Origin of the sequence: Micromonospora sp. NBRC 110038, from assembly GCF_020884815.1 — a bacterium.
GTDB lineage: Bacteria > Actinomycetota > Actinomycetes > Mycobacteriales > Micromonosporaceae > Micromonospora > Micromonospora haikouensis.
Genome location: NZ_BBOL01000004.1, coordinates 21,457 through 37,989, shown reverse-complemented (window position 1 = coordinate 37,989; position 16,533 = coordinate 21,457). Strand labels below are relative to the sequence as shown.

The window sequence follows — 16,533 nt, the reverse complement described above, 5'->3', positions numbered from 1 at the left end:
GGAGGTTCCTCCACCATGCGCAGAAGCCGCCGACGGTCCCTGCTCGCCGTCGCCACCGCCGCCCTCACCACCGCCCTGCTCGGCCTGACCCAGCTCGGCGGCGCCCAGTCCGCGTACGCCGCCACGCTGTTCAGCGACGACTTCGCCGACGGCGACACCGCCGGCTGGTCGAAGTCCGGCGGGACCTGGTCGGTCGTCGCCGACGACAGCCCCGCCCTGCAACAGGCCAAGGCCGACACCGACAACGCGCGCCTGTTCGCCGGCACGTCGTCCTGGGCCGACTACACCGTCCAGGCCCGGGTCAAGGCCCTGACCCTGCCAGCCGACGGGGCCGTGGCCCTGCTCGCCCGGGCCTCCGGCTCGACCACCTACTACCGGCTGGCCCTGCTGCCCGGCAACCAGGTCCGGCTGGAGGCGGTACGCAGCGGCGCGGCGACCACCCTGGGCACGCTCTCCCGGACCGTCGCCACCGACACCTGGTACACGCTGCGCATCGAGGCCGCCGGGTCGACCGTGCGCGGGTGGGTCGACGGCGTCCAGGTCGGCTCCGGCAGCGGCAGCATCGCCACCGGCCGCATCGGCGTGCAGACCCGCTACGCGACCGCCCGCTACGACGACGTGACGGTCACCAGCGGCACCACCACCCCCACCACGCCACCGACGGCCACCCCCACCGCGACGCCGACGACCACACCCCCCGCCTCGCCGACCCCGACGCCCACCGGCACCCCGCCGGCCACCGGCACGGTGGTCGTCGCCAAGGACGGCAGCGGCACCTACACCAGCGTGCAGGCGGCGGTGGACGCCGTGCCCGCCGGCAACACCATCCCGCGCACCATCGTCATCCGGCCCGGCACCTACCGGGAACTGGTCACCATCCCCGCCGACAAGCCCCACCTCACCTTCGTCGGCTCCACCGGCGACGCCCGCGACGTGGTCATCACCTACGACAACGCCTCGGGCACCCCGAAGCCGGACGGCGGCACCTACGGCACCTCGGGCAGCGCCTCGGTGACCATCGACGGCAGCGACTTCACCGCCCGGCACCTGACCTTCGCCAACAGCTTCGACGAGGCCGCGCACGACTACAGCGCCGAGCAGGCCGTCGCCGTGCTCACCCGCGCCGACCGGCTGGTCTTCGACAACGTCCGGTTCCTCGGCAACCAGGACACCCTCTACCACAACAGCGCCAACAGCAGCACCATCGGCCGCGCGTACTTCCGCAACTGCTACGTCGAGGGCGACGTCGACTTCATCTTCGGCCGGGGCACCGGGGTCTTCGACCGCTGCGAGATCAGGTCGCTCGACCGTGGGTCGTCGAGCAACAACGGGTACGTCACCGCGCCGTCCACTATGATCGGCAACCCGTACGGCTTCCTGTTCGTCGGCTGCACCCTGACCACCGACTCGGCCGCCGCCCAGAGCGTGCACCTCGGCCGGCCGTGGCACCCCAGCGGCGACGTCAACGCGATCGGCCAGGTCGTGTTCCGCGACAGCGTCCTCGGGGCGCACGTCAAGGACTCCCCATGGACCGACATGTCCGGGTTCTCGTGGCGCGACGCCCGGTTCTTCGAGTACCGCAACAGCGGCCCCGGCGCGACGGTCACCGCCGACCGCCCGCAGCTGACCGACGCCCAGGCGCCCACCTACACGGCGCAGCAGTACCTGGCCGGCTCGGACGGCTGGAACCCGATCCACTGACCGGCCCCGGTACGCGGGGGCGGCGGGACCACGCACCACCCCCGCGTACCGGCGGGTAACCTCCCGCCATGACGCACGAACGCGAGATCACCGCCCCCGTCGACCTCTGCCTGCCCGACGGGCGGCTCGACCCGGCGGCGGTCGGCTGGACCCGCCGCCCCCTGCACCGGGCGAACCTGCGGGGCTGGGGGCGGACCAAGCGCTGGGAGTACTGGGGCGTCGTCACCCCCGCCCACGTGATCGGGGTCGTCGTGTCGTCGCTGGACTACGCCGGCGTACACAGCGTCTACGTGCTCGACCGCGCCACCGGCGAGGAGGTCGTCACCGAAGCGGTGGTGCCGCTGGCCCGCGGGGTGACGCTGCCCGAGCGCAGCGGCGTCGGCCCCGTCACCGCGCGCGGGCCGGTGACCGTCGACGTCGACCAGCGCCCCGACGGGACCACCCTGCGCGCCACCGCCGGCGACGTCGAGGTCGACCTGGCCATGCCGCTGCCCGCCGGCCACGAGTCGCTCGGGGTGGTCGTGCCGTGGGGCCAACGACGGTTCCAGTACACCGTCAAGGACGTCGGACGGCCCGTGCACGGCCGGCTGCGCGTCGGCGGCACGTGGCACGACGTCCCCGCCGACGGCTCGTTCGCCGTGCTCGACCACGGCCGCGGACGGTGGCCGTACTCGATCGCCTGGAACTGGGCGGCGGGCAGCGGGCCCGGCCGGGCCGTCCAGCTCGGCGGGAAGTGGACCGACGGCACCGGCAGCACCGAGAACGGGCTGTTCGTCGCCGGCCGGCTCCACAAGATCGGCGACGAGCTGCGCTGGACGTACGACCGGTCCGACTGGCTACGCCCGTGGCGGATCACCGGCGACCGGGTGGACGTGACACTGCACCCGTTCCACGAGCGGGCCGCCCGCACCAACCTCGGCGTGGTGGCCAACGAGACGCACCAGTGCTTCGGGCACTTCACCGGCTGGGCGGCCACCGACGACGGCGAGCGGGTCGACCTCGACGGGCTGGTCGGGTGGGCCGAGGAGGCCCGCAACCGCTGGTAGCCGCGCCGCCCCACACCGCACCCACGTCCCGTTCAGCGCAGCAGGCACACCGCGCCCGGCACGGCGGTCACCGTCACCGGCAGGTCGAGGCACCGCTCCCCGTCGGCGTACGTGGTGATCCCCTCGGCGGCCAACTCCACCGTGCGGGCCCGGTGGGTGCTCACCAGCGGATGCCGCACGTGGGTGCCCCGGTAGATGCGCGGCTTCACCCGGATCAGGGTGCGCCGGTCGAACCGGCCGCCGACCACCACGTCCAGCAGGCCGTCCGTCGGGTCCGCGTCGGGGCAGATCCGCATGCCGCCGCCGTAGCTGGCGCAGTTGCCGACCGCCACCAGCACCGCGTCGCACTCCAGCGGCTCGCCGTCGAGCCGCAGGGTGTAGCGGCGCGGGCGCAACCGGGCCAGCTCCACCAGGATCGCCAGGTCGTAGCGGCGGGGGCCGCGCGGGCGGCGCATCCGGTTGGCCCGCTCGTTGACGATCGCGTCGAAGCCGGCGGCGAGCACCGCCCCGTACCACCGGGTGTCGCCGCCGGGGCCGGTCAGCCGGGCCAGGTCCACCGGCCGCGTCCGGCCCTCGCGCAGCGCGGCGGCGACGGTCTCGACGGCGGCGAGCGGATCGGCGGGGAAGCCGGTGTCGGCGGCGAAGTCGTTGCCGGTGCCGGCCGGCACCGGAGCGAACGGCACCCCCGTGCCGGCCACCGCCTGCAGGCCCCGGTGCACCGTGCCGTCGCCGCCGACGGTGACCAGGGCGCCGGCCCCGTCGGCGACGGCGGCCCGGCACGCCGCCTCGGCCTGCGCGCCCGTGCCCGCCTCCAGCAGCCGCACCGGCCGGCCGGCCGTCGCGAGCCGGTCCAGCAGGCGCGGCAGCAGGCCCCGGTGCCGCCCGCGCCCGGCCGTGGGGTTGGCGAGCACGGCGACGGGACCGTCGGGACGCGGCCCGGGGGCGGAGTGGTCGGCTGCGGTCACGGCGAGCACCGTACCGCCTGCTCGCCCGCCCCGGCACCGGCCTGCCGGCCCGCCCAGCGCGGCCCTCGCGTCGGGTCGGAAGGAATCGTCGCCGAAGCAATCTGCCGTCACGTTGAACGACCGGCGGGCCAACCCCGTACGTTCCGGTGAAGGGAGCTGCCCCATGAAGCGCATGACCCCGCTGCTGACGCTGGTGACCGGAGCCGGAATGGCGGCCGTGCTGTTCGCGATGAGCGCGCAGGCGGCACCGACGGCCGCACCGCCGAAGGTGGACGCCGCGCCCCCGGCCAGCGCCGCCGACGCACCGCCGGCACCGTCCGGGAGCCAACCGCCCGAGCTGTCCCCGGGTGCCTCGGCGCCCCCGGCGGCGGCCCCCGGCGCGACGGACGTCCCGGCCGCCGGAACGCCCGAACAGAAGGTGGACGCGAGCTGGACCGGCCGCCTGAACAACGGCGCCACCATCGCCATCACCTCCCGCGACGGCGCCGCCGAGGCGTACGTCTGCGACGGCAAGGACATGGAGCTGTGGCTGCGCGGCACGGCCACCGACGGCAAGCTCGCCCTCGACGGCAAGGACGCCACGCTCACCGGGACGTTCGACGGCTCCGAGGCGACCGGCAAGCTGACCATCGGCGGCGACACGACCACGTTCACCGCGAAGGCCACGGCGGGAACCGCCCCCGTGGTCTACCGGGCGACCCCGCAGCTGCGGGACGCCGGGGTCGACGGCGGCTGGATCCTGCGGCCCGACGGCACCCAGATCGGCGTGCTCACCTGGAACGGCCGGCCGATCCCGGCGCCGCCGCTGGACCCCGCGTTCGGCACCACGATCGTCGAGGGGCTGACCGTCACCGCCCGGCCGGTGATCCCCGCGCCGGAGCCCGGCCGGTGACCAGCGGCGACTGGCGCGCCGGCACGGACGTCGCCCCGGCCGGCGACGCCTGGGACAGCGGCACGAAGGCCCCGCCCCGCGTCGACTGGGACACCCCGCCCGAAGTCGACGTGTGGGGCGGCGACGCAGACAGCGCGCCCCGGGCCGGCGCCTGGGACGGCGGGAACGACGACGGCCCCCGGGCCGGCGGGTGGATCGGCGACGGCGGCGACGCGCCCCGGGCCGGCAGGCCGGGCCGCGACGACGCCCCCCGGGCCGGGGCGTGGGGCGACGGCCCGGACACGGGGCCCGAGGTCGACGTGTGGGGCACCGGGACGGGTGCCCGCCCCGGTGGCGACCGGTGGGACGCCGGCCGCAAGAAGGCCCGGCCCGAGGTCGACACCTGGCGCGCCGGCCGCGACGGCGGGCCGGACGCCGACCGGTCCCGCGACGACCGGGGCCCCGACGACGATCGGGGCCTGCGGGTGCTGCCCGATCCCGCCGCGTTCGCGGCGCGGCTCGCCGCCGAGACCGAGCCGGCCCGGACGGCCTCGCTGCTGCTGCCGGTGCTCGCCGGCGCGGCGGTCGCCGTGGCCACCGGCGTCTACGCCAAACTGCACCAGCCCACCGGCATCGCCGTCAACGTCGCCGGCTTCACCGGGCCGATGCAGGTCAAGGTGTGGCTGGGCAGCGGCGCGATGGCGCTCGCCGTGGTGCAGGTGCTGTCGGCGCTGGCGATGTGGGGGCGGCTCGGCGGCTTCCGCCCGTCCTGGGCGGGCGTTGCCCACCGTTGGTCCGGCCGGGTGGCGTTCCTGCTCGCCGTGCCCGTGGCCGTGCACTGCCTGTACGCCCTCGGCTTCGCCGCCTACGACCTGCGCACCCTGGCGCACTCCCTGTTCGGCTGCTTCTTCTTCGGCATGTTCACCACGAAGATGCTGGCCCTGCCGAAACCGGGACTGGCCGGCTGGGTCCTGCCCGTCACCGGCGGGGCGGTCTTCGTCGCCCTCACGGCGATCTGGCTGACCTCGTCGCTGTGGTACTTCACCACCTTCGGGATCACCCGGTGACGCCGCCCGCCGGCACTGGCAGCAGGCCGCCGGTCGGCACCGACCGCAGCGAGGAGAGCAGCGCGATGACCGACGAGCACCGGCCGTGCCCGTCCCGCCGGGCCGTCCTGTGCGCCACCGGCGCGGCGGGCGTCACCGCCCTGCTGACCGGCTGCCAGACGTACGGGGAGCCCGTCGCCGCCCCGGTGGCGGCCGACCCGCCCGGCGGCGAGGCGCCGGCCAGCGGGGACCCGGTGGCCGAGCCCGCCGGCAGCGGCGACCCGGCCGACGCCGACGCCGACGCCCCCGCCGATCCCGCCGGTGGGCAGGCGGCGGCGCTGGCCGCCGTGGCCGACCTGCCCGTCGGCGGCGGCCGGATCCTCGCCGACCGGGGCGTGGTGCTGACCCGGCCGACGCAGGAGACCGTCAAGGCGTACTCCGCCACCTGCACCCACGCCGGCTGCACCGTCACCCGCGTCGACGGCGGCACCATCGTCTGCGGCTGCCACAACAGCAGGTTCGACATCGCCGACGGGTCGGTGCGCGGCGGGCCGGCCGGCTCGCCGCTGCCACCGGTCGCGGTGTCGGTGCGCGACGGTCAGGTCCTGCTCGCCTGACGGCGGTCCCCACGACGCCACCGCCGGCCCGACTGGCCGCACCCCCGGCACCACGAAGGCCCGCCCCGAACTTCTCGGGGCGGGCCTTCGCGTCGTCAGCCTCGTCAGGTCATGTCGTCGTAGCGCCGGTCGATCGGCGCCGGCGCGGCCACCGGCTCCGGGACGCCGATCGGGTCGACGGCCTCGATCCGCTGGCTGGGTGGCACCCGGTCGTCGTTGAGCTCCAACGGCGACACCTCGTCGTCGGCGATCCCGGCGTAGATCTCCTTGCCCCGCCCGCGCCGCTTGTCGTTGAGGAACGCCACGCCGACGGCGACGAAGTAGAGCAGGGACAGCGCCGCCGCCAGCAGGGTCATGCCGAACGGCCCCGGGTCGGGCGTGGCGATCGCGGCGAAGGCGAACGAAATGAAGATCACCGCACGCCACCAGCTGAGCAGCCGCTTCGCGCTGGCCACTCCGGTGAAGTTGAGCATCAGCAGGATCAGCGGGAACTCGAACGCCACCCCGAACAGCAGGATCATGTTGGTGACGAAGGAGATGTACCGGGTGACCTCAAGCTGGGTGGACAAACCCGTGACGCCCGACTCCATCAGAAACGCCAGGCCCTTGTCCACCACCAGGAACGCCAACAGCGCGCCGCCCGCGAACAGCGGCGCGGCGATGGAGACGAACACGTACGCCCACTTGCGCTCGTGCCGGTGCAGGCCGGGGGCGATGAACGCCCACAGCTGGTAGAGCCAGACGGGCGCGCCGATGATCAGGCCGATCCACAGCGCCAGCTTCAGCTTGAGGATGAAGCCGTCCGCCGGGGAGAGCTGGAGGAACTGCTGGCAGTTGCCGAGCGCGTCGGTGGCACCCGGCAGCCGGCAGTAGGGCTGCTTCAGCAGGTCGAACGCCGGCTGGGCGAGCAGGAAGCCGCCGATCAGGCCGACCACGATCGCCAGCGACGCCCGGAACAGCCGGGAGCGCAGCTCACGGATGTGGTCCATGAGCGTCATGGAGCCGTCGGCGGCCTGCTCGAACTTGCTCGGTCCGCGTTTACGAAGGGCGAAGGCCACGGTGGTCGGGCCCCTCGGTCAGTGGTCGCGGACGCGCTGCACCGGGTCGATGACCGGCTGCTGCGGAGCCTGCGGCGGGGCGTACGGCTGCTGCTGCGGCTGCGCGTACGACTGCTGCGGCTGCGCGGCGTTCGGGGGCAGCGGCTGGTAGCCGGCCTGGGCGTCGGCCTTCTCGGCCAGATCGCGGTCGTCGTCGTGCAGGCTCTTCGTCTCGGCCTTGATGATCCGCAGCGAACGGCCCAGCGAGCGGGCCGCGTCGGGAAGCCGCTTCGCGCCGAAGAGCAGGATCATCACGACCACGAGTACGGCGATGTGCCACGGCTTGAGGGCACCCATGGGAAGCTCCAGTCGCTCTGTGTCGTCGTGGGGGTGTTACCGGAGCCCATCGTACGTCCGTCGAGGGCCGTTGCCACCCGCCGGACGCTGGTGGTTTCGACCGGCTGGTGAAGTGTTGACCAACTCCGCGCGTCCCGTCAACCACCCGAACCCGGGATCCCACCTGCGGATACCCGCCCCGCGCCGGCCGCCGGGCGCACGCGCAGCGGCCCGGGTCGATCTAGTGGCCGCGCTTCGCCTTGATCACGGCCAGGCGACGCTGGGTGAGCTCCACCTGCCCCTGCATCGCCTCCGCGCGCTCCTGCAACGCCTCGGCCGACACCCGCAGCGCCTCCGCCTCCGCCTGGCGGCCCTGCAACGCCATCGCCGCCCGCCGCAGCCGGGGCAGCCGGACCAGCACCGGCCGCACGGCCAGCCCCAGCACCACGAACGCGAACAGCACCACCGCGACCACGATCCACTTCACCACGGCGGCCAGCCTACCGGGGCGACGCGGACCCCGCCGGGTCACCCGACGGCGCGCCGTCCGGGCTGGCGTACGCCTCCAGCGCCGCGACCGCCTGGGCCCGGACCTGATCGGCCAGCTCCGCCGGGGCGACCACGGCCACCCCGGGGCCCAGCCCCAGCACGAACCGGCGGGCCCAGCCCAGGTCGGTCACCCGCAGCGACACCAGCCACTGGTCGCCGTCGCCGCGCTCGACCCGCTCGCACGGATAGTATTCCGTGATCCACCGCTCGCCCCGACCGATCCGTAACGTGATCAACGGCAGGTCCGGCGACGGGCGGAACACCCCCTCGGTGAGGTCGTGCGGCCGGGCCTGCGGCGGCACCACCGCCGGCTCGTCCAGCTCGACGACCGCGTCGATCCGGTCGGCCCGGAACAACCGGACCTCCTCCGCGCGGCGGCACCACGCCTCCACGTACGCCCGGCCGCCCACCATCAGCATCCGCAGCGGGTCGATGACCCGCTCGGTCGTCTCGTCCCGGGCCGGCGTGTAGTAGGTGATCCGCAGCGCCCGGCCCCGCCCCACGGCGGCCCGCAGTTGCTCCACCCGCCGGCCGTCCGCCTGCAGGCGCACCTCCACCGGGGCGCCGACCAGGTCGCCCGCCGCGTTCTCGATCTTTGCGAGGGCCCGCTCCACCGCCTCCCGGTTGGCCACCCCCGGCGTCTCGGCGAGCATCCGCAACGCCACCACCAGCGCCAGCGCCTCGTCGGGGGTCAACCGCAGCGGCCGGTCGATCCCCGCGTCGTAGGTGATGGTCACCCGGTCGCCGTCGAACGCCATGTCGATCAGGTCACCCGGGCCGTAACCGGGCAGCCCGCACACCCACAGCAGCTCCAGATCCTCCCGCAGCTGCCGCTCGGTCACCCCCAGGTCGCCGGCCGCCTCGGCGATCTCGATCCCCGGCCGGGCCAGCAGATAGGGCACCAGGTTGAGCAGCCGGGCCAGCCGGTCGGCCGACGCCCGGTTGCCGGCGGCGCGCGGGCCGGTCGGGCGGGCGGCGGGACGGGTCGCCGGGCGGGTCATCGGGCACCTCCGGTCACGGTCAGCTCGTCGTGCCGGGCGGCGATCTCCTTGAGCCGCTGGATGACCGCCTCGCGCACCTCCGGCGGGTCGAGCACCCGCACGTCCGGGCCGTACCCCACCAACTTGGCGGCCAGGGACTCCGCGTCCGCGTACGGCAGGACCAGCCGGTCCCCCGCGGGCCCGGAGCCGCTGTCGACCGCCCAGCGACGCAGCCCCGCCGCGCGGCCCGGACGGACCAGGACCGTCGCCCGGCCCGTGCGCTCCACCGGCCCCGACCAGCGCGCCACATGGCTGATCAGATCCAGCCCCGGCGGCGGCTCGAAGCCGCCCGGGGCGCCGGCCACCCGGACCGCGCCCACCACCCGCGACAGCCGGAAACAGCGGGTCGCCGCCCGGTCCAGGTCGTGCCCCACCACATACCACCGGCCCCGCCAGCAGACCACGCCCCACGGCTGCACACGGCGGCGGGTCGGGTCGTCACGGTCGGGCGCCCGGTAGTCGAAGCTCACCTCGCGGCGGTCCCGCGCGGCGGCCGTCAACGGCGCGAACGCCGGATCGACCGTCACCATCGGCTCCAGGCCCAGGGTCGCCTGCGGGTCCACGTCCACCCCGGCGGCACGCAGCTTCGCCAGCCCCGACGACGCGGCGGCCGCCAGCCCCGCGTGCTGCCACAACCGGGCGGCGATGCCGACCGCCGCGGCCTCGTCCGGCTCCAGCGGGATGTCCGGCAGCGCGTATTCCCGGTGGGCGATGCGGTAACCCGGCTCCGAGTCGAAGACGCTCGCCGTGCCCGTCTCCAGCGGCACCCCCAGCTCACGCAGCTCGGCCTTGTCCCGCTCGAACTTGCGCTGGAACGCTTCGTGATCCTTCGCGTCGTCCGGATCGTGCTCGTAACCGGGCACGGTCGCGGCGATCTGCGCGGCGGTCAGGAACCGTCGCGTCGACAACAGGCAGATCACCAGGTTGACCAGGCGTTCGGTGCGGGTCCGCGACACGTGTGCACGCTAGCAGCCCGCGCCGCGCGGGCGTGCACCCAATCCGGGCGCGTCGCGGCAACGCCACAACACTCACCCTGGGTGACCGCAACGGCACCGCTGCGGGCCCCGCCGGGCGGCCATAGGGTGGCCCCATGCCCGAAGCGGACGTCAAGACCGAGAGCGTGGGCACCGTCGTCGTGGCCGGCGCGGCCAACCTCGCCATCGCCGTGGCCAAGCTCGTCGCCGGGCTGATCTCCGGCTCCGCGGCGATGCTCTCCGAGGCCGCGCACTCCGTCGCCGACACCACCACCGAGGCGCTGCTCTACCTCGCGCTGCGCCGCGGCGCACGGCCCGCCGACGTCCGCCACCCCTTCGGGTACGGCAAGGAGAGCTACGTCTGGGCGTTCCTCGCCGCGCTGTTCACCTTCGTCGCCGGGGCCGGCTTCGCCATCACCCACGGCGTCACCACCATCCTCGTGCACGAACACAGCGGCAACTACCTCGTCGCGTACGTCGTGCTGGCCGTGTCGTTCGCCGTCGAGTCGGTCTCCCTGGCCCGGGCGACCCGGCAGATCCGCGCCGAGTCACGCCGCTGGAACACCACGCCGCGGCGCTTCCTGCGGCTCACCGCCGACACCACCGTCAAGGCCGTCTTCCTGGAGGACAGCGCCGCCCTGATCGGCCTGCTGCTCGCCGCCGTCGGCCTCGGCCTGTCCCACCTCACCGGCGACGAACTCTACGACGGCCTCGCCTCCATCGCCATCGGCCTGCTGCTGCTGGTCGTCGCGATCACCCTCGCCAAGGCCAACATCTCGCTGCTCGTCGGGCGCTCCGTGCCCGAGCGGCTGCGCCACGAGATCGCGGCGGAACTCGACGGGCTGCCCGCCGTCGAACGCATCGACACCCTGCTCACCATGCAGCTCGGCCCCGAGGACATGCTGGTCGCCGCCAAGGTCGACTTCCGCGACGACGCCACCGGCGCCGACATCGAGGCCGCCGCCGACGAGGCCGAGCGCCGCCTCACCGCCCGCTACCCCGAGATCGGGTACGTCTTCCTCGACCCCACCCCGTCGCGCCCCGAGACCCGCAACCGGCGCACCCGACACATCCAGGACGAGCCGCCACGCTGACCCCGCCGCCGCGCCCCGCGCCCGGCAACCGCTAGCGTGCACCGCATGGTGCGATGGCGGGCGGGAACCGTGACGGCGCTGCGGCGGGAGTGGACCGGCGCGATCGAGCTGGACGTCACACTCGCCGACGGCACCACCATGCGGGCCCTGGCCTACCCGCACCTCGTCGGCCGCCCCGCGCCCGGCGACCGGGTGCTGCTCAACGCCGGGGCGCTGCTCATGGGCCTCGGCACCGGCGGGTACGCGCTCGTCGTGGCCCTGCCCGACCGGCTGCCGCCCGACCCGCCGCAGGCCGGCGACACCCGCGACGCCGGGCACCTCGTCAAGGCCCGCTACACGCCCCTGCAACCCATCCTGCTCGGCGTCGACGAGGAGGCCAGCCCCCACCGCGAGGTGCTCGCCGCCGCCGAGGACGTCGCCGGCCTGCCCGTCGTCACCGCCGACCTGCACTCCGCCCTGCCCGCCATCCTCGCCGGCATCCACGCCGACGCCCCCGACGCCCGCGTCGCCTACCTGCTCACCGACGGCGGCGCGCTGCCCGCCTGGTTCTCCCGCGCCCTCGACGGGCTGCGCGGCCGGCTCGCCGGCACCGTCAGCGTCGGGCAGGCGTTCGGCGGCGACCTGGAGGCCACCACGGTGCACAGCGGCCTGCTCGCCGCCCGGCACGTGCTCGCCGCCGACGTGGTCATCTGCGCCCAAGGCCCCGGCAACCTCGGCACCGGCACCCGGTGGGGCTACTCCGGCGTGGCCGTCGGCGAGGCCGTCAACGCCGTCGCCGCCCTCAACGGGAAACCCGTCGGCTCCCTGCGCATCTCCGACGCCGACCCCCGCCCCCGGCACCGTGGCGTGTCCCACCACAGCCTCACCGCGTACGGCCGGGTCGCGCTCGCCCCCGCCGACCTCGTCGTGCCCGACGGCCTGCCCGCCGCCCTGGCCGACGACGTCGACACCGCGCTCGCCCCCCTCGCCGGGCGGCACCGCATCGTCCGGGTCCCCACCGACGGGCTCGACGCCGCGCTGCGCGCCAGCCCCGTGCCCCTGTCCACCATGGGCCGCGGCCTCGACGCCGACCACGCCTACTTCCTCGCCGCCGCAGCCGCCGGCCGGCACGCCGCCGCCCTGGCCCGCTGAGCCACCGCCGCGTCCCGGTCACGGCCGGGCGGCGCGGCTACGGCCGGGCGGCGCGGGTGCCCCTCAGGCCAGGAAGATCAACGCCAGCCAGCCGCCGACGATCACCACCAGCGCCACGGCCAACACCCACGTCGGCACCGTGTACTCGCCGCGCCGGTTCCGCTCCACCTCCGCGCGGATCTTCTCCCGGCGGCGGTCGATCCAGTTCAACTTCTCGGCGCCGCGCTCGCGCCCCGGAGGTTCAGACATCATGGCAGCGCCAGCCTACCCGGACGGCCCCCTCCCGCCGCGACCAGCGCCGCACGAGGGGGCCCACCGGATCACATGCTCGCGATCAACCGCTCCACCCGCTCGTCGTACGCCCGGAACGGGTCCTTGCACAGCACGGTGCGCTGCGCCTGGTCGTTGAGCTTCAGGTGCACCCAGTCGACCGTGAAGTCACGCCGCTTCTCCTGCGCGTGCCGGATGAACTCCCCCCGCAGCCGCGCCCGCGTCGTCTGCGGCGGCGTCTCCTTCGCCTCGAAGATCTCCGGATCCGTCGCCACCCGGTCCACCTCCCCGCGCCGCTCCAGCAGCCCGTACAGGCCCCGCCCACGCCGCAGGTCGTGATACGCCAGGTCCATCTGCGCCACCCGGGGATGCGACAACGGCAGGTCGTGCTTGCGCTGGTACCGCTCGATCAGCCGCAGTTTCGACACCCAGTCGATCTCCCTCGACACCGGCTCCAGGTCACCGGTCTCCACCGCCCGCAGCACCCGGCCCCACAGCTCCACCACCCGCTTGGCCGTCTGGTCCCCGCCCCGGCGCTCCACGAACTCCGTCGCCTTCGCCAGGTATTCCTGCTGGATCTCCAGCGCGCTGACCTCCTTGCCGGAGGCCAGCCGCACCTTCCGCCGGCCGGTGATGTCGTGCGACACCTCGCGGATCGCCCGGATCGGGTTCTCCAGCGACAGGTCCCGCATCACCACCCCCGCCTCGATCATCCGCAGCACGATGTCCGCGGAACCGACCTTCAGCAGCGTGGTGACCTCGTTCATGTTCGAGTCACCCACGATGACGTGCAGCCGCCGGTACCGCTCCGCGTCCGCGTGCGGCTCGTCGCGGGTGTTGATGATCGGCCGGCTCCGGGTCGTCGCCGACGACACCCCCTCCCAGATGTGCTCCGCCCGCTGCGACAGGCAGTAGACCGCACCCCGGGGCGTCTGCAACACCTTGCCCGCCCCACAGATCAACTGCCGCGTCACCAGGAACGGAATCAGCACGTCCGCCAGCCGGCCGAACTCGCCGTGCCGGGAGACCAGGTAGTTCTCGTGACAGCCGTACGAGTTCCCCGCCGAATCCGTGTTGTTCTTGAACAGGTAGATCTCACCCGCGATGCCCTCGTCGTGCAGCCGCTTCTCCGCGTCGATGAGCAGCCCCTCCAGGATCCGCTCCCCCGCCCGGTCATGGGCCACCAGGTCCACCACCGAGTCACACTCCGGCGTCGCGTACTCCGGGTGGGACCCCACGTCCAGGTAGAGCCGGGCACCGTTGCGCAGGAACACGTTGCTCGACCGGCCCCACGACACCACCCGACGGAACAGGTACCGCGCGACCTCGTCGGGGGACAGCCGCCGCTGCCCACGGTAGGTACAGGTGACGCCGTACTCGGTCTCAAGGCCGAAGATTCGCCGCTCCATGAGTTGACATTAGTCCTCTCCGGCCCCGAATGGGCAGGGCTGACCACCCGGACACACGCGACCGGCCACCCATCTGGGTGGCCGGCCAGGTGATCACTGTTGCCGAACGGTCACGCCCCGGGCGTGTCGGACCCGCGCTACCCCTCCAGGTCCGCCGAGCCCGCCGACGTCGTCGGCTTCCCCGCCTCCTGCGTCGGCGTCGCCGGGGTCTCCGGACGCTCCTCGGTCGCCGGCTCCTTCGACTCCTCCGCCTCGGCGTCCAGCAGCGCGGTCAGGGCCGCACCGGTGATCCGCCGGAACGTCCGGCCCTTACGGTGCCGGTCCAGGACCGCCACCTCCAGCTGGTTCGCCGCGATCGTCCGCGCCGCCCCGCCCTCACCGCCGACGCTGCCCAACGCCGCCACGGCCACCCGGACCGCCTCACCGAGCGACATGTCCGGCCGGTGCTGAGACTTGAGCACACCGGAGATCGCCTCGGCCTGCCCACCCATCGCCATCCGGCCCGGCTCGTCGTTGACCGAACCGTCGTAGGTCAACCGGTAGAGCGCGTCGGCCTCCGGCGTCGCCCCCACCTCCGCCACGCAGATCTCCACCTCGAACGGCTTCGACTGCTCGGTGAAGATGGCGCCGAGGGTCTGCGCGTACGCGTTGGCCAACGCCAGACCCGTCACGTCCCGCCGGTCGTAGCTCAGGCCGTTCAGGTCGGCCATCCGGACCCCGGCGCGACGCAGATTCTCGAACTCGTTGTACCGACCCACGGCGGCGAAGCCGATCCGGTCGTAGATCTCACTGACCTTGTGCAGGGTGCTGGAGAGGTTCTCCGCGACGAAGAGCACCCCGCCGGAGTAGCTCACGACCACCGCGCTGCGGCCCCGGGCGATGCCCTTGCGGGCCAGCTCGGAGCGGTCGCGCATGATCTGCTCGGGCGAGGCGTAGAACTGCATGGCCACGGCGGCGGTTCTCCTTTGGGCGCTGTGCTGACGACGACTGCTGACTGGGGGGTGGAGGCGGGGCTCAGCCGCCCGGGTTCTCCATCCGGCCGGCCACCACGGCCTCGGCGATCGCGGCCGTCTCGGCGTCGGTGAGCCGGTGCGTGCCCTCCGCCGTCGCGGTCATCACCACCGGGTAGATCCGGCGGGTCAGGTCCGGGCCGCCGGTGGCCGTGTCGTCGTCGGCCGCGTCGTAGAGCGCCTCCACCGCGAGCCGCACCGCGTCGTCGACCGACAGGCCCGCCCGGAACCGCTTCTTCAACGCCGACCGCGCGAAGATCGAACCGGAGCCGATCGCGTCGTAGCCGGTCTCCTCGTAGGGGCCGCCGGTCACGTCGAAGCTGAAGATGCGCCCCGCCCGCGCCGGGTCGGCGGCGGCCAGGTCGAACCCGGCGAACAGCGGGATCACCGCGAGGCCCTGCATGGCCGCGCCCAGGTTGCCCCGGATCATCGACGCCAGCCGGTTGGCCTTGCCGTCGAGCGAGAGCATCGCGCCCTCGATCTTCTCGTAGTGCTCCAGCTCCACCTGGAACAGTCGCATCAGCTCGATGCCGATGCCCGCGGTGCCCGCGATGCCGACCAGCGAGTACGCGTCGGCCGGGTGCACCTTCTCGATGTCCCGCTGGGCGATCAGGTTGCCCATGGTGGCCCGTCGGTCGCCCGCCATCACCACGCCACCGGCGGCCGAGATGGCCACGATGGTGGTCGCGTGCGGCGCCAGGTCGGCGGCCATGCCGGGCGGCAACGGCCGACGGCCGGGCAGCATCTCGGGGGCCACCCTGCTCAGGAAAGACGTGAAGGACGACGTCCCCGCGTTGGTGAACGCATCTGGTAGACGCCCGGATGGATCAAAGCCCGCTGCCACGTGGTTCCTCTCAGGTACGTGATCGCCCTGGCCAGTCTCGTAGGACTGTCACGGAACTGGCCAAGACCGCCGTTGCAGTTGAAGCAGAGTATCCCGCGCACCCAGCCGGTGCGATGATCGTGGTCCAGATGTTGCGGGTCCGCGCCGCCGCAGATCGCGCAGACCCCGCCCTGCTCGGCCAGGAGCTCGTCGAACTCCTTCTGTCCCACCCCGTAGCGGCGACGGAGGTGGTATTCGCGGGTGCCGCCGTAGAGCCGCTGCACCGTTTCCCTGCCACGGGCGTTGTGGCACGGTTTGCAGTACGTGTGCCGCCCGCCGGCCTTCCTGGTGCGCGGAAAGTCCTCAAGCGGCTTGATGTCTCCGCAGTCGGGACACCATTTCAGCCCGACGGGGACCGGAACCGGAGCCCTCTTCGGCGCGCTGATCCCGCGCTTGCGGCGGCTCGCCTCCGAGCGGGCCGCCGCGCAGCTCTTGCAGTAGAAAGCCAGCCCGTCCGCGCGCCGCCGGTTGCGGTGGAACTCGGTCGTGGGCAGCAGGCGCTCACACTGGGGACACCTCTTGTCCGATGCGCTGGGCAAATCGGACATATAGTG

The 16,533-nt window shown here is 74.0% G+C and carries 18 protein-coding genes; 7 read left to right on the top strand and 11 right to left on the bottom strand.

The window, feature by feature from the left end:
- Window positions 1-15: 15 nt before the first annotated feature.
- Both LPU61_RS15835 and LPU61_RS15830 read left to right on the top strand, forming a co-directional pair.
- Complete coding sequence (locus LPU61_RS15835; RefSeq protein ID WP_229405329.1) at window positions 16-1,701, top strand: pectinesterase family protein; 1,686 nt, start codon at window positions 16-18, stop codon at window positions 1,699-1,701.
- 68 nt (window positions 1,702-1,769) lie between these two features.
- Window positions 1,770-2,747 carry a DUF2804 domain-containing protein gene (locus LPU61_RS15830; protein WP_043968837.1) on the top strand — a complete coding sequence of 326 codons (978 nt, stop codon included), beginning with the start codon at window positions 1,770-1,772 and terminating at the stop codon, window positions 2,745-2,747.
- 32 nt (window positions 2,748-2,779) lie between these two features.
- On the opposite strand, the gene LPU61_RS15825 is transcribed toward LPU61_RS15830, so the two are convergent.
- The gene (locus LPU61_RS15825; RefSeq protein WP_229405328.1) at window positions 2,780-3,721 is read right to left on the bottom strand and encodes a diacylglycerol kinase family protein; all 942 of its coding nucleotides are present in this window, start codon (window positions 3,719-3,721) and stop codon (window positions 2,780-2,782) included.
- A 154-nt stretch (window positions 3,722-3,875) separates the two neighbouring features.
- Between LPU61_RS15825 and LPU61_RS15820 the strand changes: the two genes are divergently transcribed.
- The 3 genes from LPU61_RS15820 (at window position 3,876) to LPU61_RS15810 (ending at window position 6,246) form a co-directional block, all read left to right on the top strand.
- Complete coding sequence (locus LPU61_RS15820) at window positions 3,876-4,604, top strand: hypothetical protein (RefSeq protein ID WP_077939996.1); 729 nt, start codon at window positions 3,876-3,878, stop codon at window positions 4,602-4,604.
- 533 nt (window positions 4,605-5,137) lie between these two features.
- Window positions 5,138-5,650 (top strand): DUF6529 family protein, encoded by a 513-nt coding sequence (locus tag LPU61_RS15815; protein WP_228986843.1) that lies wholly within the window; start codon window positions 5,138-5,140, stop codon window positions 5,648-5,650.
- On the top strand, window positions 5,647-6,246 hold the full coding sequence (locus tag LPU61_RS15810) for a Rieske (2Fe-2S) protein (protein ID WP_229405326.1): 600 nt from the start codon (window positions 5,647-5,649) through the stop codon (window positions 6,244-6,246). Before LPU61_RS15815 ends, LPU61_RS15810 begins: the two co-directional genes overlap by 4 nt.
- 104 nt (window positions 6,247-6,350) lie before the next feature.
- Here LPU61_RS15810 and tatC read toward each other — a convergent pair whose 3' ends face one another.
- The 5 genes from tatC to LPU61_RS15785 all read right to left on the bottom strand — a co-directional run bounded on the left by tatC (window position 6,351) and on the right by LPU61_RS15785 (window position 10,164).
- On the bottom strand, window positions 6,351-7,304 hold the full coding sequence (gene tatC / locus LPU61_RS15805; protein WP_229405325.1) for a twin-arginine translocase subunit TatC: 954 nt from the start codon (window positions 7,302-7,304) through the stop codon (window positions 6,351-6,353).
- 18 nt (window positions 7,305-7,322) lie between these two features.
- A complete protein-coding gene (gene tatA, locus LPU61_RS15800) occupies window positions 7,323-7,640 on the bottom strand; it encodes a Sec-independent protein translocase subunit TatA (RefSeq protein ID WP_074477176.1) in 318 nt (105 codons plus the stop codon).
- 220 nt (window positions 7,641-7,860) lie between these two features.
- Window positions 7,861-8,109 (bottom strand): hypothetical protein, encoded by a 249-nt coding sequence (locus LPU61_RS15795; RefSeq protein ID WP_043969546.1) that lies wholly within the window; start codon window positions 8,107-8,109, stop codon window positions 7,861-7,863.
- Window positions 8,110-8,119: 10 nt separating this feature from the next.
- Complete coding sequence (locus tag LPU61_RS15790; RefSeq protein WP_229405324.1) at window positions 8,120-9,169, bottom strand: YafY family protein; 1,050 nt, start codon at window positions 9,167-9,169, stop codon at window positions 8,120-8,122.
- Entirely contained in the window at window positions 9,166-10,164 is a 999-nt protein-coding gene (locus tag LPU61_RS15785; RefSeq protein WP_043968830.1) for a YafY family protein, read from the bottom strand. Before LPU61_RS15785 ends, LPU61_RS15790 begins: the two co-directional genes overlap by 4 nt.
- A gap of 134 nt (window positions 10,165-10,298) precedes the next feature.
- Here LPU61_RS15785 and LPU61_RS15780 point away from each other — a divergent pair, with 134 nt between their 5' ends.
- Window positions 10,299-11,276: a cation diffusion facilitator family transporter gene (locus tag LPU61_RS15780; protein ID WP_043968829.1), complete on the top strand. Its 978-nt coding sequence runs from the start codon at window positions 10,299-10,301 to the stop codon at window positions 11,274-11,276.
- 45 nt (window positions 11,277-11,321) lie between these two features.
- The gene (locus LPU61_RS15775; RefSeq protein ID WP_229405323.1) at window positions 11,322-12,407 is read left to right on the top strand and encodes a DUF3866 family protein; all 1,086 of its coding nucleotides are present in this window, start codon (window positions 11,322-11,324) and stop codon (window positions 12,405-12,407) included.
- A gap of 63 nt (window positions 12,408-12,470) precedes the next feature.
- Here the strand turns inward: LPU61_RS15775 and LPU61_RS15770 are convergent, their stop codons facing one another.
- The 5 genes from LPU61_RS15770 to LPU61_RS15750 all read right to left on the bottom strand — a co-directional run bounded on the left by LPU61_RS15770 (window position 12,471) and on the right by LPU61_RS15750 (window position 16,527).
- A complete protein-coding gene (locus tag LPU61_RS15770; protein ID WP_043968826.1) occupies window positions 12,471-12,659 on the bottom strand; it encodes a hypothetical protein in 189 nt (62 codons plus the stop codon).
- Window positions 12,660-12,727: 68 nt separating this feature from the next.
- Entirely contained in the window at window positions 12,728-14,086 is a 1,359-nt protein-coding gene (pafA, locus tag LPU61_RS15765) for a Pup--protein ligase (RefSeq protein ID WP_043968825.1), read from the bottom strand.
- Window positions 14,087-14,223: 137 nt separating this feature from the next.
- Window positions 14,224-15,036 (bottom strand): proteasome subunit alpha, encoded by an 813-nt coding sequence (prcA, locus tag LPU61_RS15760; protein WP_043968824.1) that lies wholly within the window; start codon window positions 15,034-15,036, stop codon window positions 14,224-14,226.
- 64 nt (window positions 15,037-15,100) lie between these two features.
- The gene (gene prcB / locus LPU61_RS15755) at window positions 15,101-15,940 is read right to left on the bottom strand and encodes a proteasome subunit beta (RefSeq protein ID WP_043968823.1); all 840 of its coding nucleotides are present in this window, start codon (window positions 15,938-15,940) and stop codon (window positions 15,101-15,103) included.
- Window positions 15,859-16,527: an endonuclease VII domain-containing protein gene (locus LPU61_RS15750; protein ID WP_077939989.1), complete on the bottom strand. Its 669-nt coding sequence runs from the start codon at window positions 16,525-16,527 to the stop codon at window positions 15,859-15,861. Before LPU61_RS15750 ends, prcB begins: the two co-directional genes overlap by 82 nt.
- Between the last annotated feature and the right edge of the window lie 6 nt (window positions 16,528-16,533).